Raw genomic sequence first — 26660 nt, 5'->3', positions numbered from 1 at the left:
AATCCGTAAGTATCGGTAAGAGAAATAGTGCAGGGCGCAGCCGAGTGATCAGCTGCGCCTTATTATTGGGGAACGAGGAGACGCAGAAAGTATGGCGGTTCACAATTACGATGTCGTGGTTATTGGTACAGGCCCTGCAGGTGAAAGCGCGGCTATTAACGCCGCCAAGCACGGTAAGCGTGTAGCGATTATCGAAAAGCAGGCACAGGTAGGCGGTAACTGTACCCATTGGGGCACTATTCCCTCCAAAGCGTTGCGCCACCAGGTTAAGCAAATCATGGCGTTTAACACCAACCGAATGTTTCGCGATATTGGTGAGCCGCGCTGGTTTTCTTTCCCTAAAGTGATGGAGCGTTCTCGCGGCACGATTGATAAACAGGTAGAAATGCGTACTACCTTTTATGCTCGCAACCGAATCGATTTGTTTCATGGTATTGCGCGCTTTAAAGATGAGCATACCGTGGTTGTGCGCGACCAGCATGAAGGAATGGAAGAGCTGGTCGCCAAAAAAATTGTGATTGCTACCGGCTCACGGCCCTATCGGCCCGCGGACATTAACTTCCGCCATCCACGTATCTACTGCTCTGACACCATTCTAAGCCTTTCTCATACGCCGCGTACGTTAGTGATTTTTGGCGCAGGCGTTATCGGCTGTGAATATGCGTCAATTTTCTCAGGATTAGGTCTCAAGGTAGATCTCATCAACAACCGTGACAGCTTGCTTTCATTTCTTGATGATGAAATCAGTGATGCGCTCTCTTACCACCTACGTAAACATGGTGTATTGATTCGTCATAACGAGGAATACGCGAGTGTAGAAGGTGATGAGTCTGGCGTTGTCGTGCATCTTAAGTCGGGCAAGAAGATCCGCGCTGATGCGTTCTTATGGGCCAATGGTCGCACGGGCAATACCGATAGCCTGGGGCTTGAGAATATTGGATTAGAAGCCAATGGGCGCGGCCAGCTCAGCGTTGATGAACACTACCGTACGACAATTCCGCATATTTATGCCGCCGGTGACGTGATCGGTTGGCCAAGCCTTGCCAGTGCTGCGTATGACCAAGGGCTAAACCTTTGCAACGAGCTGCTCGATAAAGAGTATCGCTTCGTCAACGATGTACCCACCGGCATTTACACTATTCCCGAAATTAGTTCGTTTGGCCCTAACGAGCGCGAGTTGACTGAAGCCAAAGTGCCCTATGAAGTCGGAAAAGCGTTCTTTAAAGATACCGCGCGCGCGCAAATAACCGGCGATGTCGTGGGTATGCTGAAGATTCTCTTCCATCAGGATACGTTGGAAATCCTGGGGATCCACTGTTTTGGTGACCAGGCCTCCGAGATTCTACATATCGGCCAGGCCATTATGCAGCAGCCGGGCGAAGCCAATACGCTTAAGTACTTTGTGAACACAACCTTTAACTATCCAACGATGGCAGAAGCGTACCGAGTGGCAGCACAAAATGGTTTGAACAGAGTGTTTTAACGCGCTTTGGGTAGCGTAAAGCGCAGGTGTAGTGTCATACATCGCTGTGTAAAAGGGGCCACCAGAAAATTGCGTGGCCCTTTTTGTATACTTAATATTCGCCCAGTAACTGCTGCGCGCGTGCCTGCCAACTGCCGTCTATTGATGCTGCCTGCATCAAGGCGTTGCGTGCTTCGTCGGGCTTATCCTGTTGCAGCAGCAAAATCCCCAGGTTGAGCCAAGCGGCCCCCATGTGTGCATCGTGCTGGGTCGCTGCATCAAAGGCTGTCATCGCTTCCTTGGGCCGGCTGTCGGCATACAGCGCGTTGCCCAGCGCAAACTGCGCCAGTGGGTCAGTTGGGTAGCGGTTAACCAGGGCTTGCCAACTGCTTAGAGCTTCTTTGGGGCCGTGAGCTTCTTCGTAAGCGCTAATAGCCTCCAGTGCATTGCGGGCACTAATGTCTTCCGGCAGAGTGCCGGGGTTGGCCACAATAAATCCCCAGCGACCACTGCGCGCCCAGGTCGCATCAAAGCGGCTAAACGACAACGTATGTCGCTCACGTTCACCACTGCGCAGGATGAGCGTTTCATCAGGCAAATCAAATCCGATAGCCACCGCGTAGTGCCACATGGGATAAATAGGCAGTGACAGGTTCTGCATCACCACGACTGGGTCGCCGTTAGCCAAATGATTTAACAGTGCATCCATGGTACCGCGAATGGGGTAGGCAAGCTGTTGGTGGCGGCGAACGGTGGACAGCATTTCAGGTTGAACGCTACCGTCACGCCCTGGCAAGAATACTTGCGGAATCAGCTGGTCAACGCCCACCTCAACGCCTTGGTAGTTCAACACCATGGCAAGCGTTGCCGGGCCACACTGGTACTCGCTTTGGGCAAAAAACGGCACGGCACGATTTTCTACCTGAGGGGTCAAGGCTTCGTAGGTGCTGTCGAGTAAAATGGGGCTGCGGGCACAGGCAGAAAGCAGTAGGGCGAGCATAAAAACGCCCGCAAAGCGGGCGTAGGGTAACAATGTTTTCATAGTGACTGGCTTAGCGGGTAAACGGATAAACGTCGGTTAAACCGAGAATATCAGTAATCAGCAAAATGATGAAAACGGCAAACAGGGCACCGATAACACCGCCGCCTGCACCGGCAGGCAACTGATCAAGCTGCTGAGCCATTTGCTGTGCTTCGGCATCGCTCAGAGCGGCAACGCGGGCGTCTACCTCATCAAGATCCACACCCTGCTTTAGCAGTTGGTCCTGTACATCGGCACGGGCCAGAATTTCGTTTATCCGCTCACGGTCAGCGCCGACACGATCACCTGCTAAAACAGACTGAGTTGAAACTAAATCCATGGATTGGGGGGCGGCAGGCGCAGCAGCGACGGGCAGGCTGGTGATCACTAGCGCCGCGATCAAGAGGGTAGAGAGGTAAGCGCGCAATGTTTTCATCGTCTTCTTCCTTAGAGACTGGTCAGGGGTGTCGAGCATTGTGCTGCTCTAATCACTAGTATAGGAATAAAGAGGACGGGCTTTAAGTCTATTGTGCAATATGCTAATTATTTGCACTAATGCGGTAGGTCCAGGCTGTCTCAGCAAGAATACCTTTACCGCCCGCCATGGTCATCGCCAAGTCATGAAGACCTGGCCATAAGGGTACGTTAGCGGCCCCTTTAACGGCTAAATCCAGCCGTTGGGCCATCAACAGCAGCTTGTGCAAGCGCTTCATGGGAAGACGCTTTATGGCCTTTTGATAAGCGGGGCGGCGCTTGTCAAAAATCATTGGCTTTTGGGTTTTGCAGGCGTGCTCAAAACTTTGGCCTTGATCCAGGTGCTGATGCAAAGAGAGTAGTGTTCGCAACTCGCGGCTTAATGCCCATAGCACGATGGGTGCTTCGACCCCTTCACTGCGCAGCCCCTGCACTATACGTGAGGCGCGGCTAACCTCACCTTTTAAACAGGCATCCGCCAGGTTGAACACATCAAAGCGCGAGCTATCCTCTACGCCCTGGGCGATGCTCTCAACGTTTAAGCGGGTACCTTGCGGATGAATCAGTGAGAGTTTTTGAAGCTCCTGATCGGCGGCCAGCAGGTTACCCTCAGTACGCTCACCCAGTAGGCGCGCAGCCTCAAGGTCAATCTGCAGGCCATGCATTGATGCTCGATCACGTAGCCAGTAGCCCAAGCGAGAATTATCTACGGGCCATACGGGGACAAACAAACCATGCTTATCAAGGGCTTTAAACCAGACGCTTTTCTGCTGTTTGCCATCCAGCTTACCCATGCTGAGCAGCAGCATGTCGTCGCTGTTTGTGATGGTTTCAGCGTACTGCGCTAGTGCTTTGCTGCCTTCCTGGCCCAGTTTGTGGGTGCCCAAGCGAACTTCCATCAACTTGCTGGTTGCAAATAATGAAAGGTTGCTGGCGGCCTCCAGTAAGCGGCCCCAGGCAAAGTTGGCATCTATGTCCAGTACTTCGCGCTCTTCAATACCGGCTTGGCGCGCGGCGGCACGTACTGCATCACAGGCATCGCGGTGCTGGAGCGGCTCATCGCCCGCTACGATGACGACCTTAGGCAGCGCTTTACTTAAGGCCCCCGGCAATTGGTCGGCAAAAACCTTCACTCAACACCCTTAATGTTAACCAAGCGTTCCACAATACGTTGTGCTAGCTCCCGCGCAAGCGATTGCTCTGCTTCATTGAACAAGGTTTCACGATTGAGCAAATCATCATCGTTAACACGGATGGTTCTGCTGACAGATACGTTACTGCCGTTAAGCGCATATGCATTGGTCTGACGCTGTTGGACCGAGAGCGTTGTACTCAGCACCAGCTCGTGTTCACGGCTGGCGCGACTATCGCTACCAATGCGTCGCTCCAGTAAGGAAGGGGGGCCTAACGTGACGCGCCAAGGCGCGTCAGGTCTAATCTCCGTTCCTAACTGTGTCAGGCGTGCACGTAGCTGCTGGGCAGTGGTGCTATTAATGTCCCCTTCCAGCGTCAGCGCGGGCAGGCTGGGCATAGCGCCATGGCCGCGCAGATGAAAGCCGCAACCGCTGAGTAGCACCGCCGCTGAAGCGGCGATGCTGGTTGTCAAAAATGTGCGTCGATTCATCCGCTTACCACAATGTTTACCAGCTTGCCTGGCACGACAATCACTTTACGGACCGTTTTGTCTTCCAAGTGGCGCTGGACGTTTTCGTTTTCCATCGCCAGTTTCTCGATGGCTGCTTTATCTGCACTAGCCGGTGCTTCCAGGCGTGCACGTAACTTACCGTTTACTTGCACGACAAGTTCAATGCTATCGCGAGTAAGCGCTGCTTCGTCAAGCACTGGCCACTGCACTTCAATAGCGGGTTCTGCATGCCCCAGGTTCTGCCACAACTGATGGCACACGTGTGGAGTGATTGGGGAAAGCAGCAAGACACATGCTTCCAGCGTTTCACGGCTAACCGCTAAACCAAGCTCAGAGGTGTCATTAAACTTTCCAAGCGCGTTGGAAAGCTCCATGACTGCTGCGATAGCGGTATTAAAGGTGGTGCGGCGGCCAATATCGTCGCTGGCTTTCTTGATGGTTTCATGCGTTTTTCGACGCAGTGTTTTTTGGTCATCATTAAGCGCATCAACCTTCAGCTCACCCGGTGTGCCGGCTTCAAGATGCTCGCTCACTTGGCGCCAAATGCGCTTGATAAAGCGGTGCGCACCTTCAACACCTGAGTCAGACCATTCCAGCGACTGCTCGGGCGGCGCCGCAAACATCATGAACAAGCGAACGGTATCAGCACCGAACTTATCGATCATCGATTGCGGATCAACACCGTTATTTTTCGACTTGGACATTTTTTCGATGCCGCCCATCTCAACCGGCTGACCATCACTTATCAGGACAGCGCTTAGCGGACGGCCTTTCTCATCACGCTGAACGTCGACATCGTCCGGGTTGAACCACTGTTTGCCGCCGTTATCGGTATGGCGATAGTAGGTTTCTGCGATGACCATGCCTTGCGTAAGCAACTGCTGGAAGGGCTCATCAGAATCAACCAGGCCAAAGTCGCGCATCAGCTTATGGAAGAAACGTGCGTATAGCAGGTGCAAAATGGCGTGCTCGATACCGCCGATATAAAGATCGACCGGTAACCAGTAGTTGGCGCGATCGTCCAGCATGGCGTCATGATTATCGGCGCAGCAGAAGCGCGCAAAGTACCAGGAGGACTCCATAAAGGTGTCAAACGTATCGGTTTCGCGCACCCAACCATCGCCTAGGTCGGAAAACTCAGGCATTTTCTTGAGCGGTGAGCCGGAGGCGTCAACCGTCACTTCCATGGGAAGTGATACCGGGAGCTCTTCATCGGTCAGCGGAACGGTCTGGCCTTCCGGGCCGTATTTAACCGGAATCGGCGCGCCCCAATACCGCTGGCGGGCAACACCCCAATCGCGCAGGCGATAGTTGGTTTTAACCTCGCCACGGCCCATTTCGGCAAGTTTTGCGGCAATCGCGTCAAAGGCCTGCTCAAACTCCAAGCCATCGAACTCACCGGAATTGATCAGCGCACCATGCTCAATATACGCGGCTTCGGAAAGGTCGGGCGTATTGCCGTTTTCATCGGCAATAACAGGTTTAATATCGACACCGTACTTGGTGGCGAACTCCCAGTCGCGCTGGTCGTGGGCAGGTACTGCCATGACAGCGCCGGTGCCGAACTCCATAAGTACAAAGTTGGCCACAAACACCGGAACTTTAGCGCCGCTCAGCGGGTGAATGGCTACATGGCCGGTGGCCATGCCAAGTTTCTCTTTAGTGGCCATTTCAGCTTCTGAGGTGCCGCCTTTGACGCACTCTTCACAGAAGGCTGCCAGCGCTGTGTTTTGTTCTGCCGCCTGTTTGGCAAGCGGGTGGCCAGCGGCTACCGCGACGTAGGTAACCCCTGACAGTGTATCCGGGCGAGTGGTGTAAACGGCTAGTGGTTCAGCCGCGCTACCGTCTGCCGCTTCGATATCAAACGTCAGCTCAACGCCACGAGATTTACCAATCCAGTTGCGCTGCATGGTTTTGACCTGTTCAGGCCATTCTACTTTGTCCAGGTCGGTCAAAAGCTCATCGGCGTAGTCGGTGATCTTCAAGAACCACAGCGGAATTTCCTTACGCTCAACCAGCGCACCTGAGCGCCAGCCGCGGCCGTCAATGACCTGCTCATTGGCAAGTACGGTCTGATCAACCGGGTCCCAGTTCACTGTGGACATCTTCTTGTAAACCAGGCCTTTCTCGACCAATTTGGTAAAGAACCACTGTTCCCAGCGATAGTAGCTGGTATCGCAGGTGGCGAATTCGCGGCTCCAGTCGTAGGCAAAGCCTAGCGCTTTCAACTGGTTGCGCATGTAATCAATGTTTTGATACGTCCATTCCGCAGGCGGTACCTGGTTTTGGATCGCTGCATTTTCCGCAGGCATGCCAAAAGCGTCCCAGCCCATGGGCTGCATCACATTTTTACCCTGCATGCGCTGGAAACGTGAAATGACGTCGCCGATAGTATAGTTACGCACATGGCCCATATGCAGCTTGCCGCTGGGGTAGGGGAACATGGATAGGCAGTAAAACTTCTCGCGATTCGCGTCTTCTACTGCTTTGAAGCACTGATGATTGTCCCAGTACTGCTGGGCGTCACGTTCAATTTCACGAGGGCTATAGTGTGCGTCCATCGGTTTTTTTAATGCCTTGGCGTATTCGCCCAATAGGGCGCAAAGTGAATGGTAGATGACGACTGTCAGATAAGTAGTGTCGATTGTATCCTATGAAGGGGTATCCTTGAACGGCAAGCTGATGATAGGAAACACCTGCGTCGACAAAAGGAGAGGCATCATGAGTGAACAACACAATGACCACCGCTTGCGCGAAGGCTATGAGCGCTTGCTGGAGCGCATGCAGCATGGCGCAAATGACTTAACCTGGGACAATCTGCAAAAGGATTTAGACGACGCAGTCGCTTTTGAAGAGGAGCTTGAAGAGTACACGAAAGATGAGCTGGCCCTGCTGCGTGCTTGGGTTGAGCGCGACTTAAAAGATATGCGCCACTACCTGGCAGATACCGGGATGCAGGTCGCTACCTGGTTGGGCGTGGATATCAGTGGGCTTTCTCGTCGCGTTGCGGAGTCACTACTTTCCATCGCAGATCGAAGCATTGTAGAGCGTGAACGCTTTGATGAGGATCTTGAGGCAGCTCGGGCAGATTATTGCGAAGGTGAAATGGCGGCACCAGGCCTGATGGCCTGTGTCCACTGTGATACTCAGGTAATGCTGCCCCATGTGGCGCGCCTTGAGCCTTGCCATCAATGTGGTCACCGCTACTTTTATCGGTTTCCGAGTAAGGTTATCGAAACCTGAGCATTTCTCTAACCACTGTAAAATGGTGTGGGCAGGGAGGACGCGTCAGTAGCTCAATCTAGTCAGTTGGGTGGTCAGAGCAGGGGCTCACCGAAGGGGGTTGCCCCTGTTCCGTTGGTAATTCTGTGTGATGCAATAGGCGGGGAGCTACGTCACCAGATAGCTCATCGCAGTGATTGAGGCTAGCGAAAGTAGACTCATCACCGTTGCATAAAAAAGATTGTTTTTCATCATGTGGTAACCGTTGATCCCGTAGCGGCCCTGAAGGCTCAGGTTAATCCCTGATAAAGGCCCGACGCTGGTGCCCACGGCCCATGAACATAAACAGACAAACGCAAACAGAGTGTGCTCTCCACCGTGCAAACTTACGATGGAGGCCAGCACCGATACCCCAATAATCGGGTGGAGCCCCACCAGCGCACTCAGCACAATGCTGAGAAAACTCATCATGCCTTGCTGTGCGCCAAAGGTTTCGAATAGCGTCCAATCGTTGCCCGCTACGGCAGCCACAAGCGCTGAAAGCCCCAGCGTAAAAAGCCCAGCCGCTAAAAACAGTGAGACTTCTCCTCGCATGGCCGGGAGGCGTGTGGTGGTGTGTTGGCGAACACGCCACAACGTATAGCCGGTGCCTTCGCGCAGGTTATAGATCAAGGCAACGGCCGGGATCAAAAAGGTAATAATGCCAACAATTGAGAGTCTGGGCGTTAGCCAGAAATGAAACACCATGACCAACAAGGCCATGATCACGGGCATTAGTAGGCTGCGCGGTGCCAGAGAAAAGCCATACACCTCACGTAAATCAAATCGGCGGCCAAGTTCAAGCGTCGTTAGCAACCCGGAAATCATTGCTAATGGGAATCCAAAGAGTGCCACGTAGGAGTACTGCATCTGTGGTGCGAGTGCGATCACTATTCCCATGGAAGCAAAAAACGGTGACCACAGCGCGGCACTTGACAGCCCTCGATTCAATGCCAGGTACTGTGGAATCGTTAAAGGAGCCGTTCGTGCCAGTCGGTCACCGACCATAATAACGGTCGATATATTCAAAATCGTGCCCAGAAAATGCACGCCAAGCCAGGTACGTAATACGCCGCCACTGCCCGTTAAGCGTTTGCCAGGCGCTTTTTTTCGCCCTTGCTGTTTACCTACTAGGGAAATAAAGCTGACGCCTACCAGCATGGCCACTACAAAGGCATTGCCCTGCAGCATTGCGGGCCAATCCACGTGGTCATGGTAATAAAAACGCGCCACCAGCAGCATTAATATGCCCAAAACCATCAACACGCCGGCCTGAAAACGTGAGCGCTTGGGAATGTCCTTCCACAGCAATATCACGGCGAGCCACAACAAATAGCTCACTGCGTGCGCCGTGTTTATCAGACCGGTAAACCCAAGAACCTGTGCGATCAACCCAAGCAGAATCAGCACACCCGCCAAGCGCTGCCGAAAAGTCGTTTCTTGCATGCTAAACCCTTAAAGTGAATTAGCAGGCTAATAGGGTTGGTGCTGAAAGGCTAGTCGCAGCCGATATGCTATCAATAAATTGATGAGGTTTTTAATGAAAATAAGGTCAATGAACATCGCTGATTTAGACGAAGCTGCAAGCGTCCATTCACTGGCATTTCCTCGCCAAACGCATTCGTATGAATGGTTGGAATGCAGTCTCAGTGCCTCTCCTCGATTTCTTTGCTTTGTCGTAGAGGAGGAGTGTAGCGTTATTGGATATATTGTTTGGATGCAAAAAAGCGGCTTCCGCCCGGAGGCGGTTCTGGAGTTAGAGCAATTGGCAGTATTGCCAAATCGTCAAGGTAAAGGGGTTGGGAAAAATTTAATCGAAAATTCACTCCCTTTGGTTAAAGAGCAGCTGGCAAAACAGGGTTCCACGTTAAAGCACGTATTGGTCACCACTAGAGCGGATAACGTTGCTCAACGATTATATAGATCCACATTAGGCGCTGAGATTGAAGCCACTATTAGTAATTTATATTCATCAGACGAAGTGTTGATGATTGCGCGTAATGTTAATGGTGTTTCACAATGCGGGTATACAGGTATTGGTTGTAAACCGCCCAGCAATGAAAAAGCAGAAAGGTAACGACAAATCCAGAGGCGACGACTTTGATCATAAGGGAGCCATAAAGTTGTTCCAGAATGGCCTCTTCAATAACAAAGAAGGTGTATAACCTTGCCAGCACGAGTAGCCATAAAATAAGTGTGGCAGCCGTAATAAGGAGGTCGCGGATACGGTAGCCCCAGCCTCGTTGGGAAGGGTTATCAATAATGATAGGCACGAGTTTATTGTTCATGGAAGGGCTCTCCTCGGTCTGGGCTGGTCCAGGTCGCAAGCCTTCCTTGTTGGCGCATGATGGCTTTTGGGAAGGCAATAACAACGGTCGCCATATTGATCATCCAGTAGGCAAATGGGTACCAAATGCTCCAATAAACGCAGCGAAATATCTGTTTGTCGTAGCGACTGTCGATATAAAAACTGACGGTAAATTGGATAAAGCTAATCGCGATAAGAAGGCTGCCAAAATATGAGAATGTCTGTGTTGTGATCGGCCAAGCCGTGGGCTGAGCCGCCAGGGAAATAAGCCAGGCGATAAGTAAAGCGATCACCGAGTAGCACCAGACCACACTGACGATATATTCCAGCATCAATGGCCAGAAGCGCCGATTCCTCCAGCGAATGGTTTGAGAGAAATAACGCAAAACGACTTCTCCACCACCTTGGGACCAGCGCAGCCGCTGCTTAAAAAGCCCGCGCAGCGTTTCAGGCATCAGCACCCAGCACATGGCGCGTGGCTCGTAGCGGACATGGCCGCCTACCAGCTGCAAACGCCAGCTAATGTCGATATCTTCGGTAATCATATCGGTGTTCCAGCCGCCGACTTTCTCCAGAGCCGTGCGTCTAAATGCACAGATAACACCGGATATGGTAAACACCATGCCGTAGATACGCTGGGCTCGTTTGATAAGACCGATAATCGCGGAAAATTCGCCGGTTTGTATTTTGCCAATAGCCGTTGAACGGGTTCTCACGCGAGGGTTGCCGGTGACGCCGCTTACTTTAGGGCTGCTTATAAAATGCCCCATCATGTAGCTAATAGCGTCGTAATCGAGAATGGCATCTCCATCAATGCCCACAATGATCTCGCCCGTTGCCTCACCCAACCCATGATTCATAGCGCTAGCTTTACCCTGGTTGGGTTGGTGCAGCACTTTTAACCCAGGATACTCAACCGCGAGCGCTTCAAGCCGACTACCGGTGTTGTCATTGCTACCATCATTAATGGCAACCACTTCTATGTGCGGATAGTTTTGCTTGAAAAGATGATGAACAGTTTCATCGACATTAGCGCTTTCGTTATAACAGGGCAGCAACACCGTGACTGAAGGCGCGTTTTCATCCCATTCAAACGTATCGGGCCAAGGCTGCTTACGTTCCCAATGCACATAAAAGTAGATGCCGCCACAAATCCAGATGGTTGCCATTAGGCTCGGGTAACCAAGCGTGAACATGGCTAAGTAGTCGAGTATGTTCATGGGAGAGCCCTAAAGCGACGTCCAATGGAGAAGGCGGGCTTAATAACACTGATTTCAGGATGGCTTTGAATAAAATCGTCCGGATAGTAACCGATATGTTTGATGCCTTCTTCGCGCAGCAAACGTATCCATTCAGCGATTTCCGCGCTGGGGATCGGGGTTTGGGTGCGCCAATCCTGGGTCTGTAATTCAAAGACCAACTGATTGGCATTAACCTGAGAAAGTGAGCGTTGCGCCAGCGCCCGCAGCCATTCGTTAGGGTTGTCTGCTTCTTCCATATAGGGCATGGCCATGACGGCAACAAAGTCGTAGCTCTCTGCGAAATTTTGGATATCCTGGGAGAACCACAGCTGGCTTTCTGGGTTCATTATCGTGCCTGCATAAAGGTTGCGCGCCGTTGTGAATACTTTGTTGTCGGCTTGGCGGTAGTAGTCAGCGGCTTGTGTCAGTTCGTCAGTAAAATTTGTCAAGAACTGGGTCTTATGCCGAGTCCATAGATCCATCAGGTTGTCATCGTTCTTGATCGAGGCCACATCAGCAGGCAGAGAAACCTGTGCATAGGCGGACAGTGCTTCGGGATTGTTATCTTCAAAGTCGGTGAGAAAAGCATCATCGTGAAAGATCAGGCCATCGAATTTCGTCAGCCGCCCGAGGTCTTGATAAATTTCACGGATAATACGACGATTATCTTCTACATAGGGTGAGAGTCGGCGGTATTGGCCGGGGTTCTCGGCACCCGTTCTGACATCGGTGACATAGCGGTGTCCGTCACCAAGATCAAATGAGAGAACGGGCATCCAGGCATAGACTTTTACCTCAGCACGTTTTTTAAGCTGCCAGGCGACTCGGTTGAAAAGGTCGGCTCTTACCGGTAAATGACGATTAGGGAAGTAGAGTTCATCGGCGACGCCGTTGCCATCTGGGTCTGCAAATGCTTGTAAATAAACGGTGCTAATTCCGTAGTTAAAAATTCGTTCAATCAGCCTGTCGAGGTTTCGTTCTTGCTGCACGGGGTCTTCATCAAAAACGTAATCCAAATCAACGTGGACGATACGGAGTTCTTCGGGCTGCCATACGCGATCAGACAGTATTTCATCAATGGTTTGAAGGCCAGTTTCCTGGTCAATGAGGTAGCGGTTAATAGTTCGCATGGCATCGTTGAGTTGATTGGGCGCACTTAGCAAGCTAAAGGTGTACGTCATCCCGTATTCGCCAGCGATATCCAGCGTTGCTTTGCTATAGGCACCGTAAGGCCACACCATTATGCGAGGAGAGCGACCCAAATGCGTTTGAAACTGCTGCCGGGTTCGCGCCATGTCGTCGTGAATTCTTTGAAGATAGGTGGCTTCACTTTCATAGCCGGTTTGGGGGTCCCAGATGCTGGTGACAGAGGCGGCTTGCTCGTTACCCATCGGGTTTCCCTTAACGCCATAGTGTAGGCGGTAGGTATGCGAGGCAATTTCGACCAAGGGCGATTCATCAAGCGTTCGGACCTGCTCCCAGGTTAAGAAACGTTCGCGAGGCAAGGTTGTATTGCCATAGGGAACTTGCCCGCCGGCGGGAACATCCATCCAGCTTCCCACCACCGCTTGAATAGCCGGAAAGTTATAGAGTTTGAGTAGCGGAAAAACGATGTCATAAAAGCTGCGGTACCCATCATCAAAGGTAAGCAGTACGGCCTTTTCGGGGAGCGGCGGCCCACCAGCCTTGGCGTCGATAATTTGTTGAAGGCTAACAGGATGGTAGCCGCCTGTTGCCAGCAGGTTAAAGTGCTCAATTAAACGGCTTCGGGTAATGGTTTGTGAGTAGATGGGTAAATCGGGGGTAACCGCCGTATCAACAATGTCATGATAGCTGATAACCACGTAATCACCGGACACCCGGGCTGCGTGGGCACTTTGAAGGCTTAGCATGGCCAGCAAGGCAGCGCTAATTACAAAAACATGCCAATGTTTCATAAGAACCTCCATATAAAGCTGGCCTCAATGCGGTTGTCATATTCAGGGGTGCCGTCGTAAACGGATCTTTCTCTGAAAATGCCATATTCAATATTGAACGTGGGTGCTAATTGCCACTGATGCTCGTAACCCAGCGACCAGGTGTTTTCGCTGCCATTGTCTTCTTGCCAGTAGCGTCCGGAGCCTAGCGATAGGGTCTGAATAAACGACTGTCTATAATCGAGGGGGAGTTCATAATTTAGTGATAAAACACCACCGAGGTTGGCGTCTCGACGTGGGTTGAAGTAGCTGGCCTCAACCTCATCGTTGCGTGACGTGGTGGTATACACTTCACCGTTAATTTGCCAGCGATCAAGATGATAGAGTGTTTGGTTCCAGTAGCCATAGACAGATTGGCGCAGATTGTTGTCTTCAAAGTCGGTCACCATCAGGCCGATCGCTCCTGCGCCGCGCTCATCATGACGATAGGCGATCTCTCCGCGATATCGGTCGGCATTAATGCCGTCACGCAACGCCCGTAAAGGAGTGTCTGGTGTGTTAAGTTCGATGCCCAGCGTGGTGGTTAGGTGGTCTGAAGCGGCGTAGCGCAACTCAACCGAGGCCATAAAGTTATTGTTAAGTTGGGCACCGTGCCCGGTGGCAAATTTTATGGTCGCTGGGTGTAAGTTCCACTCATAACCCGCTATGTCGTAGGCTGCGTAAAGGTTTGTGTCATCAAATTTCCCATACTGACCGATGCGTTGTGCAAATGCGCGGGAGCCGCTTGTATTACGTGGTCCTTCCAAAAGCACGTCATAGCGCCATTCCCGCGAGGCTTGGGTGCCGCTACCTTGCCCCTCGCTACGCGTTACCGAGCTAGTCAGCTGTGGTGCACGTAGCTCACGCAACGTTCGTACTAGCTCATCCCGGGTTGCGCTGGGTTTGGCTTCGGCGATCTCTTGCGCGGCGGCCGTTGTAGTGCCTTTCCATTGCCCGCGCTCCAGGTTGGCCAGCAGCATCCCATGGCGGGCTGCGTCTTGCTGGTCTGGGGAAAGTAGCTCTGTCGCGCGTAGGTAAGATACTTCCGCTTTTCGTTGCCAGCCTCGGTCTCGTTCAAGGTCACCTTTAACCTGCCAAAGATAAGGGTCGCCAGGTGCCTGGTCTTGATAATTGGCCAAGCGTTCGCTGGCCAAGCCAGCTTGACCACGCCAGGCAGTAAGCAACACGTCAAGTAGCAGGACTTTTTGATAGTTTGGGTTATTGATACGCGTGGTCTGAGTGAAATCCCAGCGCTGTTCGGGTTCGCTCGCACGCCAGGAAGCCAACAGTCGATCAGCATCACGAAAACGCTGAGCGTCGGTATAGCTATAAAAGAGCCCTTCGTTAAGCGGATCATCAGGGTCAGAGCCACGCTGAGGGGTTTGTTGTATCAGGCCTTCGTAAAGCGCAATGGCTTCGTCAGGGCGGCCCAGGCCATTCAAGGCATACGCGCTGGCCCGGCTCACGTAACTTGGCAACGGGCCATGCTGATGTTGGAGCCTAACGGCGAGGACCTCCGCTTCGGAGAAGTGCCTTAGCTGGGCAAGTGCGACGACTTTGTCATATTCGGCAAGCTTGACTAATTCCTGGGGGACCGCTGGTGAATCCAGTACCTGGTTTAACTGGGCCAAGCCACTGCGAGTTCTGGGAGGCTGATCCGTATGAATGCCCAAGCGTATATCAGTAACTGCTTCGTAGTAGATAAGCCAAAGGCGGTCACTTTCAGAGAAAACCGTTGGGTTGTCCTGCATGATGTTACGGGCGGCGGAGCTGGCGCCTAAACCCACTGCCAAGCGGTAGAGTGCCTGTAACTCGCTGGTATTGGCGGGGTCTTGCTCTACCAGTGCTTGCCGAACCTGTAGCTCTTGAACGGCATTCATTGTTTTTGCGGCCAAATAGCCTTTGGCTTCCAAGCCGGCGGTCGTCGTGCCTGCCACTTGGCTATATTGCTGTAAGGCGATATCGGCCAAGGTATAATTAGCCATGTCGGTGTGAACTAACGCTTGCCCAAGCCAACCTTCTGCATAGGCAGGGCTGCGATAGGTAAGCGATTGAAATAGCGAGAGCGCTTTAGGGTAATCACCTGCACTACGCGCTGCACCGCCTAGGTTGGCAAGTTCAGAGTCGCTGTAATCCTGGGGTTGACACGCTGAGCAAACTGCCAGCGCGTCTTCATACCTTGTCGCACGTACCAGCAGAGCTATCAAATCCTCCCGTACACGACTGTTTTGTGTTCGATAATAAAGGGATTGTAAGCCATCAATTGAAGGCCCAGGTGCTCCATGGCGTGCTTCTAAAACCAAGGCTTCCCGCTGTGCATTTATAGTGGTTTGCCCATACACCGTATCTACGCTTAAACAAGCGAGTAAGTAAATGGGTAATAAGGCGCGAGGATGACCGTGCATAGTGTTATTCCTACACTGAGGCGTAGTAGCAAACGCTATTGCTAAGAAAAACGTGTATATTCAGTGTATAGGAGTATCTAATAGGTTGAACCAGGATAAATGTTGATATTGAAGCCGGTAATAATAGGTCATAATGTCGAACGTCTAAGTAGTATTGATGAGTGTTGAGGTATTATTTTTTTTAATTATTTTCCTTTATGTATGATTAAGATATTGAGTATTTTTCAAATTTTTTTATAGAAAATTGAATTTAAAAGATAAGGTTTAAGAGAGTGGTTAAAGGTAGGGATTGAAGGTTCTAATGGTTATGTATTAGTGGTTAAGTTTAATTGTAAGTTATATGCCTTGATGTGAAGTATGTGCTTTTAAGAAGCAATAGGTAGGTAAGTTGGTCATAAAGTTGGTCGAACTCAGGATGAGTTGTAGTCGCAAGTGGTTAGATACATCATTGCGATAAATTTTCTGCTGAACCTAAAAGGATAAAATATACCTGGTTATCCATGATGCATCGTTTTCGTCGCTTCCAGCGCCTCAATCATTTTTATCGCGGCGTTGGAAAGTGTCCGATTGGTATGCACCAAGTAGCCGAGCGGCCTGTAGATGGGCGGTGTATCTATTTTCAGCTCGACCAGCTCACTAGTAATCATCCCCTCAGGCAGTAGGCTCCACCCAAGCCCAACACTGCACATCATCTTTAATGTTTCCAAATAGTTGGTAGCCATACTGACCTGTAGAGACAGGCCCGCCTTGGCAAAACGTTGCTCAATCAATGTACGGGTAAATGTTTTGGCGCTAGGTAGAACACATTTATAGTGACAAAGTGCTTCAAGGCTAAGGATAGAGGCGTGAGCTAGCGGGTGGTCGGGCGCGCAAACAAAACATAGCCGGTCATGCCAAAGGTTCACCACGTTTAATTGCTCAACAGGGTGAGGAGCGAGCGTCACCACGGCCATTTCCAGGGTGCCATCCTGCACGCCCTGGTAGGCAAACTCTGAATCCAGAAAATGCAGGTCTAGTTCTACTTCTGGATGGCGCTGGGTGTAGTTTTTTAAAACAGGTGGCAGGCGGTGTAAGCCAATGTGGTGGCTGGTAGCCAGCGTTAATCGGCCACCCACCTGGCCAGAAAGATTCGCGAGCGCTCGGCGGCTATCTTCTACCGCTAACAGAATTCGCTTGGCTTGTGGCAGTAATAAATGGCCTGCCTCAGTAAGCGAAATACGCCTGCCAATACGGTCAAACAGCCGCGTGCCCACCAGGGTCTCCAGCGTGGCAATACGTTTGCTAACCGCTGGCTGCGTGAGATAAAGCTGCTCGGCAGCGCGCGAGAAGCTTTGTGTTTCAGCAACGGCTAAAAACGCCTGTAGGCTCTGGGTATCCACGTGGTGCTCACTATTGTGTGGTCAGTATTTATGTATTCCAGTATGGAATCATACCTATAAATAACATGAATTGCTTTTATGATCGCTACGCGTAACACTGGCTGCATCGTCACGTTAAGCAGCACGTAGAGGCTGCGATACCGAACTAGCAGGGCGCTTGCCCAGGAGAGCCACATGTCAGGTCAAACCCTTTACGACAAACTCTGGAACCAGCACTTGGTGAAGCAGCGCGATGACGGCACGGCGCTGATCTACATTGACCGCCAACTACTTCACGAAGTGACCTCTCCGCAAGCGTTTGAAGGGTTGCGCTTGGCCAAACGTATGCCGTGGCGCTTGGATGCTAACCTGGCAACACCGGATCACAACGTCCCAACGACTACGAAAGAGCGCGCCGAAGGCAATAGCGGCATTAAAGACCCGGTGTCGTTGATTCAGGTTCAGACGCTTGACGACAACTGCGTTGAGTACGGAATTGAAGAGTTTAAAATTAACGACCCCCGCCAGGGAATCGTGCACGTGGTTGGGCCAGAGCAAGGCGCCACGTTACCCGGCATGACCGTCGTTTGCGGTGACTCCCATACGGCCACTCACGGTGCTTTTGGCGCGCTGGCTCACGGTATCGGTACGTCTGAAGTTGAGCACGTATTGGCGACTCAATGCCTGTTGGCACAAAAAATGAAGAACATGCAGGTGCGCGTTGAGGGGGAACTTGGCCTCGGCGTGACCGCAAAAGATGTGGTACTGGCCATTATCGGCAAGATCGGTACAGCAGGCGGTACGGGCTACGCTATCGAATTTGCGGGCAGCGCTATCGCGTCACTCTCCATGGAAGGCCGTATGACCGTGTGCAACATGGCGATTGAAGCGGGTGCCCGGGTCGGGTTGATTGCTGTGGACGACACGACGATTGATTACCTAGCCAAGCGCCCCTTTGCGCCGACCGCCGAGCAGTGGGAAGCTGCGGTGGCTGACTGGCGTCAACTGGTATCAGATAACGATGCCACGTTCGACAAAGTAGTGACTCTGAAGGCCGAAGATATCGAACCGCAGGTCAGTTGGGGAACCAGCCCCGAGATGGTGACAGGTATTTCCGGGCATGTGCCAGACCCGCACGCCTCGCAGGATGAAACTGTGCAGCGCAGCCATGCTCGCGCGCTTGAATATATGGGCTTGCACGCTAACCAAAAAATTACTGATATCAAGCTCGATAAAGTGTTTATTGGTTCGTGTACTAACTCGCGTATCGAGGATTTGCGTGAGGCTGCCAAGGTGGCTCAAGGCAATAAAGTGGCAGGTTCCATTAAGCTTGCCATGGTGGTGCCGGGTTCTGGCCTTGTGAAACGCCAGGCAGAAGCGGAAGGGCTGGATAAAATCTTCATCGACGCTGGTTTCGAGTGGCGCGAGCCGGGCTGCTCCATGTGTCTGGCCATGAATGCTGATAAATTGGGTGCAGGCGAGCACTGCGCATCGACCTCCAACCGCAACTTCGAAGGACGCCAAGGGTACGGTGGTCGTACGCACCTGGTGAGCCCTGCCATGGCGGCAGCAGCTGCGATTGCTGGCCACTTTGTTGATGTGCGCAGTTTATCCGCCAACGATGCTACCCACGCCCAGGAGGCTTAAACCATGAAAAAGTTTACTCGTTTTGAAGGCGTGGTTGCCCCGCTTGATCGCGCTAACGTCGATACCGATCTAATTATTCCCAAGCAGTTCTTGAAATCAATCAAACGAACCGGCTTTGGCGTTAACCTGTTTGATGAGCTGCGTTATTTAGATGAAGGTCAGCCGGGGCAGGATTGCTCCAATCGCCCGCTTAATCCCGATTTCGTGCTGAACCAGCCGCGTTTTAAGGGGGCTGAGGTGTTGCTAGCTCGGCGCAACTTTGGCTGTGGAAGCTCGCGTGAACATGCGCCGTGGGCACTGGAAGATTTTGGTTTTAAAGTAGTCATTGCGCCAAGCTTTGCAGATATTTTTTACAATAACGCGTTTAAAAACGGCATCTTGCTGATCACGTTAAGCGAAGAAGAAGTGGATCGCCTGTTTACAGGCGTTGATGCTAATGAAGGTTATCAGCTGGATATCGACTTGGAGAACCAGCGGGTCATCACGCCGAGCGGCGAAATTCTTGAGTTTGAAGTGGACGCGTTCCGCAAGCACTGCCTGCTCAATGGACTGGACGATATCGGCATCACGCTGCAGGACGAAGAGGCGATCCGTGCCTTTGAGCAAAAACACAAAGATGCTCGGCCCTGGTTGTTCCGTCAGCCTGCCTGATACAGCCGCATAAGCGTCATTCAGAATAGTTAAAAAGACATACATAGCGCGGTGCAACTCCATTGCACCGCGCTAAGCGGCGGTAAGCCGTGCTGACTCTCTATTAAGGATTTAACATGACCCATAAGGTGCTTCTATTACCCGGCGACGGTATTGGCCCAGAGATTGCTGCCCAAGCTGCGCGTTTGCTAAAAGCGTGCCAGGAAGCGGGTTTGGATATTGACGTTGAAGAAGCATTGGTCGGCGGCTCGGCTTACGATGTGCATGGCGACCCACTGCCTGCTGAAACGCTTGAAAAAGCCAAGGCGGCCAGTGCGATTCTGCTCGCTGCGGTGGGTGGCCCCAAATGGGACAAGATCGAAGACCTTTCCAAGCGCCCTGAAAAAGGTTTGTTGGGCCTGCGCAAGAATCTGGGCTTGTTTGGCAACCTGCGCCCGGCCATGCTTTACCCGCAGCTGGCCAGCGCCTCCAGCCTGAAACCTGAATTGGTGGCAGGCTTGGATATCATGATTGTGCGTGAATTGACCGGCGGCATTTACTTCGGCCAGCCGCGGGGTATTGAGGAGCGTAACGGGGAGCGTGTGGGCTATAACACCTACATTTATTCCGAAAGTGAGATTGAGCGCATCGGCCGCGTCGCGTTTGAAATGGCCCAAAAGCGTGGCAAAAAACTCTGCTCGGTAGATAAGGCTAACGTGCTGGAAGTTACCATTTTGTGGCGTGAAGTGATGGAGCGTTTGGCGCCAGAGTACCCGGACGTCGAGCTTTCGCATATGTACGTAGATAATGCCGCGATGCAGCTGGTACGTGCCCCGAAACAGTTTGATGTCGTTGTGACCGGCAATATGTTTGGCGATATTTTGTCTGACGCCGCTGCCATGCTTACCGGCTCCATCGGTATGCTGCCTTCGGCCTCGCTGAATGAAAGCGGCCAAGGTATGTATGAGCCTTGCCACGGAAGTGCGCCGGATATCGCTGGGCAAAACATTGCCAATCCGCTCGCCATGATGCTGTCGGTTGCCATGATGCTGCGCTACTCGTTGAATGAAACGGCCATGGCCGAACGCATTGAAGCCGCGGTGGGGAGCGTTCTGGATAACGGCCTGCGCACGGCGGATATCGCCGCAGAAGGAACGCGCCGTGTTTCGACGGTTGAAATGGGCGATGCGGTACTGGCGGCCTTTGCAAAAAGTTAAATGCGCTATAAAGCGTGCTAACTATTTGATATTAAAAGTGTGATGCCTCGGCCACTCAAAGAGTGGCCGACGTTATTTATAAGTTTTGTGTATAATATATGTCTCATTCTTTGCTGGAGGACTTCGCATGTTGAAAGTCGGTTTCGTAGGATGGCGTGGCATGGTGGGTTCTGTGCTGATGCAGCGCATGCAGGAAGATGGTGATTTTAATGGCATTGAGCCGGTCTTTTTCACCACCTCCCAAGTAGGCCAGCCTGGTCCCGACATCGGCGTAGACGTACCTGCGTTAAAAGATGCGTTTGCTCTTGAAGAATTGAAAGCGTTGGATGTTGTTATTACTTGCCAAGGCGGTGACTACACCAAGCAAGTTTATGGTGACTTGCGTAAAAATGGCTGGCAGGGTTACTGGATTGATGCCGCCAGCACGCTACGCATGGAGGATGAAGCTACCATCGTGCTTGACCCGGTTAACCGTAAGGTCATTGATGCGCAGCTTGCCAAAGGTGCCAAGACCTTTGTCGGCGGTAACTGCACCGTCAGCCTCATGCTGATGGGCTTGGGCGGCCTGTTTGAAGCCGATATGGTTGAGTGGATGACCTCCATGACCTATCAGGCGGCTTCCGGTTCTGGCGCCAAGCACATGCGCGAACTGCTTAATCAAATGGGTCAACTGCGCGACAGCGTTAGTAGCGAACTGGCTGACCCCTCCAGCGCGATTTTGGAAATTGACCGCAAGGTAACGGCGGCCATGCGTGGTGGCGACTTCCTGACCGATAACTTCGGCGCCCCCCTTGCCGGTAGCTTACTGCCGTGGATCGATACCAAGCTTGAAAACGGCCAGAGCCGTGAAGAGTGGAAAGGCTTTGTTGAGACCAATAAAATTCTGGGTCTTGGCGATAATCCTGTGCCGATTGATGGTCTTTGCGTGCGCATTGGTGCCATGCGCTCTCACAGCCAAGCGTTCACTATCAAGCTGAAACATGATGTGCCTCTGGATGAGATTGAAGAGCGGATCGCTCAGCATAATGAGTGGGTCAAGCTGATCCCCAACGATAAAGACGCCACCATTGCAGGTTTAACGCCTGCCGCCGCTACCGGCACATTGGATATTCCGGTGGGGCGTTTGCGTAAGCTCAACATGGGTGGTGAATACCTTTCGGCATTTAGCGTTGGTGACCAACTGCTGTGGGGCGCTGCCGAGCCGCTTAAGCGCATGCTCAAAATTTTGCGCGAACAGTAAAACAACGCAGCACGTCAGCCAAAACCGGGGCGCTTTTTGCGCGCCGGTTTTTTTGTAAGTGTTTTAAATTAAATTAAGTAACCCGCCTCCATGCGTTACCTGTGTATTTGTGTTAATTATAATTTGCGTTCTGTGTTGGTATGTACCGCACTTGCTAGCGCGGTTTCCATAAAAAAACGGATTGGGTAACGTGGCGAAAAAATATTCAAATTATCGCGTTTTCTTGAAAACGATCGCACTGCTGTCGATTGCTGGGGTGCCGTCTTTTGCGCAGGCAATTGAAGCCGGACCTGCCGAGGTGGAATCCTGGCTGGAAGCCCCGCTAAATGCCTCGTTACCGTTGCTTGACTCAAACGCCTACGCGCTAGGCGAGCTAAGCGTACAGGTTGCTGATGAGCCAGCGTTTGTCGCCTCTGGGCTTGAGTGGATGCCTTTGGCTCGCCAGGTGCATGCCGAGATTCAAGAGCAAGCGGGCAGTCGGCGCATTATCCTGCGCTCATCACAGGCGGTAACAACGCCTTGGTTGGATTTGCTACTGGTCATTGATTCGCCGGAAGGGCAGCAACAGCACGCGGTCACGTTACTTTTTGACCCGGCTGACTACGCTAATTACCCGTTGAACCAAGCGGAAGCTGACGGCGTCGCGTCAAGCTCTGGCTCGGAAATGACAGAGCCTCTTCCACGTGCCGAGGTAAGGGTGCAAGAGGGTGATACGTTGTGGCGTATTGCCTCGCGTAGTAAGCCTGAGCGCGCGAGCGTTCAGCAGATGATGCTGGCACTGGTAGCGGTGAATCCTGAGTTCTTTCCTGAAGGCAATATTAATAGCTTGCGAACGGGCCAGGCACTGCGCTTGCCCGCAGCAGGGCAAGTACAGCTACGTTCAGCCGATGAGGCGGCTCACGCTGTCCAGGTCATGGTGGCAGGCGAGCAGCGCGCCAATACAACGGTGCCTCAGAGTATTCCGGTGGACGTTGAGGTTGAGACGCCACCTGCGCCTGAGCTGGCTACTGCCCAGATAGAAGCCGAGCTGACTCGCGCCATGGCCGGGTTTGCAGAGCAGCTGGAGCAAAGCCAGGCAAGCTTACTTACGGCTAATGAAGAGCGCGAGCAGCTTCGTCTTGAACTCAGCGAACTGCGTCATAATCTCAGTCAATTCATCGAGAATAGCGTGTTGGTAGAAGCATCTCCTCCTGTGCCATTAATGGCTGAGGCGAATGCTGCGGCACAGCCAATCGCTGACGTACACGGTGCGCCATCAAGTGGTGTTTTAAGTAGTATTGAGCGTTATCGATGGCCACTCATTGCCCTTGGGCTGGTACTGCTGTTGACGGGATTAATATGGCGTAGAAAGTGGCGCGAGGCTGAAGAGCCGGTTGCTCAAGCGCATTTGACGGGCGCGTCGCTTGCCGAGCCTCAGGTGTTCAAACCATCGCCAGCCGTTAGTAATGACCTGCAAGCCTCTATACGTAATATACCGTTATCTTCCGGGGCTCGTACAAGCAGTGCCGCATCAGACCATTTCAGCAGTTCCGCAAGTGGCACGGTAATACCCGAGAGGGGTGATGCTTTTGGCGCTAACTACGCTAAAAGTCAGGCAGCAGGTTTAGCAGGCCATGGCAGCCGACTGTATCAGCAAGAAGATGCGCTGTTATTAAAGGGTATGGACTTCAAGCGGGTTGAAGCGCCCGAGCTGACACTGTCTGAAACGCTGAAAAAAGTAAGCACAGCTCGCTCGATAGGCGCAGAGTGGGAAATTGAAGAGGTAGCATTCAAGCCGCAGGGTCGGGATAATGGCTAACCTTTCAAACTTTATGACGTGGCTTGATGACCCAGTTTTACCACTTTGATGAAACCCGGCCGCTGAAAGGCCGTTTGGCAATAGGCATTGAATATGATGGCACGCGTTTTTGCGGCTTTCAGCGTTTAAAGCATGCGGCTTCTGTTCAAGGCGCCGTAGAGGATGCCTTGGCAAAAGTGGCCGGTGCCCCCGTTCAGATACATGCCAGCGGACGTACGGACTCAGGCGTTCACGCCACGCGTCAGATAGCGCACTTTGACCCACCTACCGAGCGGACTGAGAAAGCCTGGATTTTTGGTGCCAACACCAACTTGCCACGCGATGTAGCCGTGCGCTGGGTGAAACCTGTCTCGGATGATTTTCATTCCCGGTTGGGCGCGCTTGGCAGGCGTTACCGTTATTTGCTGCTCAATCAAATCAGTCGCCCTGTGCTTGAACGCACGAACGTAACGTGGTGCCGCGATCCTCTGGATGCAGATGCCATGCATCGCGCTGCGCAGGCTCTGGTTGGCGAGCATGACTTTTCAAGTTTTCGTGCGGCAGGCTGCCAATCCAAAACGCCATGGCGGCAAATGCATTTTGTCGAGGTGAAGCGGTTTGGTCCGCTGGTGGTCATTGATATTCAGGGCAATGCGTTTTTACATCACATGATTCGCAATATCGCTGGCGCCCTTGTCAGCGTAGGTCGTGGGGCGCAGGACGAAGGTTATATTGAACGATTGCTGGCGCTAAGGAATCGTAAGAAAGGTGATGTAACCGCTCCCGCGTGTGGGCTGCATTTTGTTGATTCAATTTACGACGAGCGGTTTGATTTGCCCATGGAGCCGGTAGGGCCTAACCTGCTCGCCTTTACCGGGGAGTGGACAGGCGAACGAGAACTGCCAGACACACCCAGAATAGCGGCGCGGCGTAAACTGACATTTGCTAAAACAACGTCTGATCCCGCTCAGGAGGCGCTAGATGAAGACGCTTAGCCCCATGCGTACGCGGGTCAAGTTCTGTGGGCTTACCCGCAGTGATGATATTAAAAAAGCCGTAATGCTGGGGGCAGATGCGCTGGGTTTTGTAATGTGGCCGAAAAGCGCGCGCAGCATTACGCTTGAGCAACTTGAAACGCTTTCGGGTGAAGTACCTGCTTTTGTTACCCGGGTAGGGTTGTTTGTTGATCAATCCGTTGACGTGATTCAGCAGTGCTTACCGTACCTGGACATGATTCAGTTCCACGGTGATGAGTCTCCTGCGTTTTGCGCACAGTTTGGACGCCCCTGGATTAAAGCGCTGCGAATGCGTGACGATATCGATTTATCTCAGGCAGCTGTTGACTATCATCAGGCACAGGCGCTGCTGCTGGACGCCTATCGGCCGGGCACGCCAGGCGGCACAGGAGAGGTCTTTGATTGGTCGAGAATCCCCGCAAAACTGGCAAAACCTGTTATCCTCGCAGGCGGGTTAACGGTTGATAATATCGCCTCTGCCGTTCACCAAGTGGCGCCTTATGCCGTTGATGTGTCGGGGGGGATTGAAGCAGCGCATGGTCGTAAAGACGTTGAAAAAATGACACTGTTTATTCAGCAAGTCGCGTTAGCCGACGCCCGTTAAACACACCGCGCAGTCTTTTTTTTATGACGCTGCGCTCTATGTCCGCTTATTCAATTGTTGCCTGTTCTGGCAATCTTGTGAGGTATCCTGTGGCTGTCTCAGCAACTGGTGGCGCTAATACTGTTTCTGAAACCGTTCCTGGAACCGTTTCTGACACGGCTTCCAAGACCAGATTCAGTGACCTGACCCGGATGCCGGATGCCCGCGGTCATTTTGGCCCTTATGGTGGCCGGTTTGTATCCGAAACATTGAGCTACGCCCTGGAAGATCTTGAGAAAATTTACGTAAGCCTGCGTGATGATCCTGCTTTTCAGGCCGAATTTGATAATGATCTTGCCCACTACGTAGGGCGCCCGTCGCCGCTTTATCATGCCAAGCGATGGTCCGAGACGCTCGGTGGTGCGCAAATATGGTTAAAGCGCGAAGATTTAAATCATACCGGCGCGCATAAGGTAAACAACACCATCGGCCAGGCACTGCTTGCCAAAAAAACCGGCAAACCACGGGTAATCGCTGAAACCGGTGCCGGGCAGCACGGCGTGGCGACGGCAACGGTTGCCGCGCGCTTGGGTCTTGAATGCGATGTGTATATGGGCGCTGAAGACGTGCAGCGCCAAAAGCTGAATGTCTACCGTATGCGCTTATTGGGCGCGCGAGTGATTCCGGTAGAATCGGGCACGCGCACCCTTAAAGATGCCATGAATGAAGCGCTGCGCGACTGGGTAACTAACGTTGATAACACGTTTTACATTATCGGCACGGTAGCAGGGCCACATCCATACCCTGAGCTTGTGCGCGACTTTAATGCGGTAGTGGGGCGTGAAGCACGCCGCCAGTCGCTGGAACAAATCGGCCGCTTGCCGGATGCGCTGATCGCGTGTGTCGGTGGTGGGTCCAACGCGATTGGGCTATTTTATCCGTTTGTTGAAGACGATGCCGTCGCGATGTATGGGGTTGAGGCCGGAGGTGATGGTGTTGAGACGGGCCGCCATGCTGCTCCGCTTTCATCGAATGCCCCGCGCGGTGTGCTGCACGGAAACCGTACCTACTTAATGTCTGATGAAGCGGGGCAGGTCTCCGATACACACTCCATTTCAGCCGGGCTTGATTATCCGGGCGTTGGCCCTGAGCACGCGCTTTGGAAAGACGTTGGTCGTGTTAGCTACGTCACCGCTAATGACAGCGCCGTGCTGGAAGCGTTTCGAGAACTGACGCAGATGGAGGGTATAATGCCTGCCTTGGAGTCAGCCCACGCGCTGGCGCACGCTATGGTGCTGGCGCCTACCATGCGCCCTGACCAGCATATAGTCGTTAACCTTTCAGGCCGTGGTGATAAGGATATTATGACCGTAGCCAACATTGACGGTATCGAATTTTAAGGCCCGCTTTTAAGGACAAG

The 26660-nt window shown here is 52.5% G+C and carries 21 protein-coding genes; 11 read left to right on the top strand and 10 right to left on the bottom strand.

Annotated elements, in window-relative coordinates:
• Nucleotides 1–91: 91 nt before the first annotated feature.
• Nucleotides 92–1483: a Si-specific NAD(P)(+) transhydrogenase gene (gene sthA / locus CZ787_RS06790; RefSeq protein ID WP_087107494.1), complete on the top strand. Its 1392-nt coding sequence runs from the start codon at nucleotides 92–94 to the stop codon at nucleotides 1481–1483.
• A 91-nt stretch (nucleotides 1484–1574) separates the two neighbouring features.
• Here the strand turns inward: sthA and CZ787_RS06785 are convergent, their stop codons facing one another.
• The 5 genes from CZ787_RS06785 to leuS form a co-directional block, all read right to left on the bottom strand.
• Nucleotides 1575–2504 (bottom strand): PA2778 family cysteine peptidase, encoded by a 930-nt coding sequence (locus CZ787_RS06785; RefSeq protein WP_087107492.1) that lies wholly within the window; start codon nucleotides 2502–2504, stop codon nucleotides 1575–1577.
• A gap of 10 nt (nucleotides 2505–2514) precedes the next feature.
• Complete coding sequence (locus CZ787_RS06780; RefSeq protein WP_087107490.1) at nucleotides 2515–2919, bottom strand: PA2779 family protein; 405 nt, start codon at nucleotides 2917–2919, stop codon at nucleotides 2515–2517.
• 103 nt (nucleotides 2920–3022) lie between these two features.
• Nucleotides 3023–4090, bottom strand: a complete 1068-nt coding sequence (holA, locus tag CZ787_RS06775; protein WP_087107488.1) for a DNA polymerase III subunit delta — start codon at nucleotides 4088–4090, stop codon at nucleotides 3023–3025.
• Nucleotides 4087–4581 (bottom strand): LPS assembly lipoprotein LptE, encoded by a 495-nt coding sequence (locus tag CZ787_RS06770; protein WP_087107486.1) that lies wholly within the window; start codon nucleotides 4579–4581, stop codon nucleotides 4087–4089. Before CZ787_RS06770 ends, holA begins: the two co-directional genes overlap by 4 nt.
• Entirely contained in the window at nucleotides 4578–7163 is a 2586-nt protein-coding gene (leuS, locus tag CZ787_RS06765) for a leucine--tRNA ligase (RefSeq protein WP_087107484.1), read from the bottom strand. Before leuS ends, CZ787_RS06770 begins: the two co-directional genes overlap by 4 nt.
• A gap of 160 nt (nucleotides 7164–7323) precedes the next feature.
• On the opposite strand from leuS, the gene CZ787_RS06760 reads away from it, so the two are divergent.
• Nucleotides 7324–7845, top strand: a complete 522-nt coding sequence (locus CZ787_RS06760) for a zinc ribbon-containing protein (protein ID WP_087107482.1) — start codon at nucleotides 7324–7326, stop codon at nucleotides 7843–7845.
• A 147-nt stretch (nucleotides 7846–7992) separates the two neighbouring features.
• Here CZ787_RS06760 and CZ787_RS06755 read toward each other — a convergent pair whose 3' ends face one another.
• Nucleotides 7993–9309 (bottom strand): hypothetical protein, encoded by a 1317-nt coding sequence (locus tag CZ787_RS06755; RefSeq protein WP_087107480.1) that lies wholly within the window; start codon nucleotides 9307–9309, stop codon nucleotides 7993–7995.
• 109 nt (nucleotides 9310–9418) lie between these two features.
• On the opposite strand from CZ787_RS06755, the gene CZ787_RS06750 reads away from it, so the two are divergent.
• Entirely contained in the window at nucleotides 9419–9940 is a 522-nt protein-coding gene (locus CZ787_RS06750; RefSeq protein ID WP_087107479.1) for a GNAT family N-acetyltransferase, read from the top strand.
• A gap of 200 nt (nucleotides 9941–10140) precedes the next feature.
• On the opposite strand, the gene pgaC is transcribed toward CZ787_RS06750, so the two are convergent.
• The 4 genes from pgaC to CZ787_RS06725 form a co-directional block, all read right to left on the bottom strand.
• Nucleotides 10141–11391 carry a poly-beta-1,6-N-acetyl-D-glucosamine synthase gene (gene pgaC / locus CZ787_RS06740; RefSeq protein ID WP_087107477.1) on the bottom strand — a complete coding sequence of 417 codons (1251 nt, stop codon included), beginning with the start codon at nucleotides 11389–11391 and terminating at the stop codon, nucleotides 10141–10143.
• Nucleotides 11388–13349, bottom strand: coding sequence for a poly-beta-1,6-N-acetyl-D-glucosamine N-deacetylase PgaB (gene pgaB / locus CZ787_RS06735; RefSeq protein ID WP_087107474.1), 1962 nt, complete (start codon nucleotides 13347–13349; stop codon nucleotides 11388–11390). Before pgaB ends, pgaC begins: the two co-directional genes overlap by 4 nt.
• Nucleotides 13346–15772: a poly-beta-1,6 N-acetyl-D-glucosamine export porin PgaA gene (gene pgaA, locus CZ787_RS06730; protein WP_087107472.1), complete on the bottom strand. Its 2427-nt coding sequence runs from the start codon at nucleotides 15770–15772 to the stop codon at nucleotides 13346–13348. Before pgaA ends, pgaB begins: the two co-directional genes overlap by 4 nt.
• Nucleotides 15773–16266: 494 nt before the next feature.
• Nucleotides 16267–17151, bottom strand: a complete 885-nt coding sequence (locus CZ787_RS06725) for a LysR family transcriptional regulator (protein ID WP_087107470.1) — start codon at nucleotides 17149–17151, stop codon at nucleotides 16267–16269.
• Between the two features lie 174 nt (nucleotides 17152–17325).
• Here CZ787_RS06725 and leuC point away from each other — a divergent pair, with 174 nt between their 5' ends.
• From leuC to trpB, 8 genes are all read left to right on the top strand, one after another.
• Nucleotides 17326–18777 carry a 3-isopropylmalate dehydratase large subunit gene (gene leuC, locus CZ787_RS06720; RefSeq protein WP_087107468.1) on the top strand — a complete coding sequence of 484 codons (1452 nt, stop codon included), beginning with the start codon at nucleotides 17326–17328 and terminating at the stop codon, nucleotides 18775–18777.
• 3 nt (nucleotides 18778–18780) lie between these two features.
• The gene (gene leuD / locus CZ787_RS06715; protein ID WP_087107466.1) at nucleotides 18781–19428 is read left to right on the top strand and encodes a 3-isopropylmalate dehydratase small subunit; all 648 of its coding nucleotides are present in this window, start codon (nucleotides 18781–18783) and stop codon (nucleotides 19426–19428) included.
• A 116-nt stretch (nucleotides 19429–19544) separates the two neighbouring features.
• Nucleotides 19545–20624 carry a 3-isopropylmalate dehydrogenase gene (gene leuB, locus CZ787_RS06710; RefSeq protein ID WP_087107464.1) on the top strand — a complete coding sequence of 360 codons (1080 nt, stop codon included), beginning with the start codon at nucleotides 19545–19547 and terminating at the stop codon, nucleotides 20622–20624.
• Between the two features lie 127 nt (nucleotides 20625–20751).
• Nucleotides 20752–21864: an aspartate-semialdehyde dehydrogenase gene (asd, locus tag CZ787_RS06705; RefSeq protein WP_087107462.1), complete on the top strand. Its 1113-nt coding sequence runs from the start codon at nucleotides 20752–20754 to the stop codon at nucleotides 21862–21864.
• A gap of 223 nt (nucleotides 21865–22087) precedes the next feature.
• Entirely contained in the window at nucleotides 22088–23662 is a 1575-nt protein-coding gene (locus CZ787_RS06700; RefSeq protein ID WP_140398975.1) for a FimV family protein, read from the top strand.
• Between the two features lie 26 nt (nucleotides 23663–23688).
• A complete protein-coding gene (gene truA, locus CZ787_RS06695; RefSeq protein WP_087107458.1) occupies nucleotides 23689–24636 on the top strand; it encodes a tRNA pseudouridine(38-40) synthase TruA in 948 nt (315 codons plus the stop codon).
• Nucleotides 24623–25261, top strand: a complete 639-nt coding sequence (locus CZ787_RS06690) for a phosphoribosylanthranilate isomerase (protein WP_087107456.1) — start codon at nucleotides 24623–24625, stop codon at nucleotides 25259–25261. Before truA ends, CZ787_RS06690 begins: the two co-directional genes overlap by 14 nt.
• Nucleotides 25262–25452: 191 nt before the next feature.
• Entirely contained in the window at nucleotides 25453–26640 is a 1188-nt protein-coding gene (gene trpB, locus CZ787_RS06685) for a tryptophan synthase subunit beta (protein WP_087107454.1), read from the top strand.
• Nucleotides 26641–26660 lie beyond the last annotated feature (20 nt).

The sequence above is a fragment of the Halomonas citrativorans genome (genome assembly GCF_900163645.1).
GTDB lineage: Bacteria > Pseudomonadota > Gammaproteobacteria > Pseudomonadales > Halomonadaceae > Vreelandella > Vreelandella citrativorans.
The sequence above is the reverse complement of the archived record's forward strand: the minus strand, read 5'-3'. Positions and strand labels throughout refer to the sequence as shown.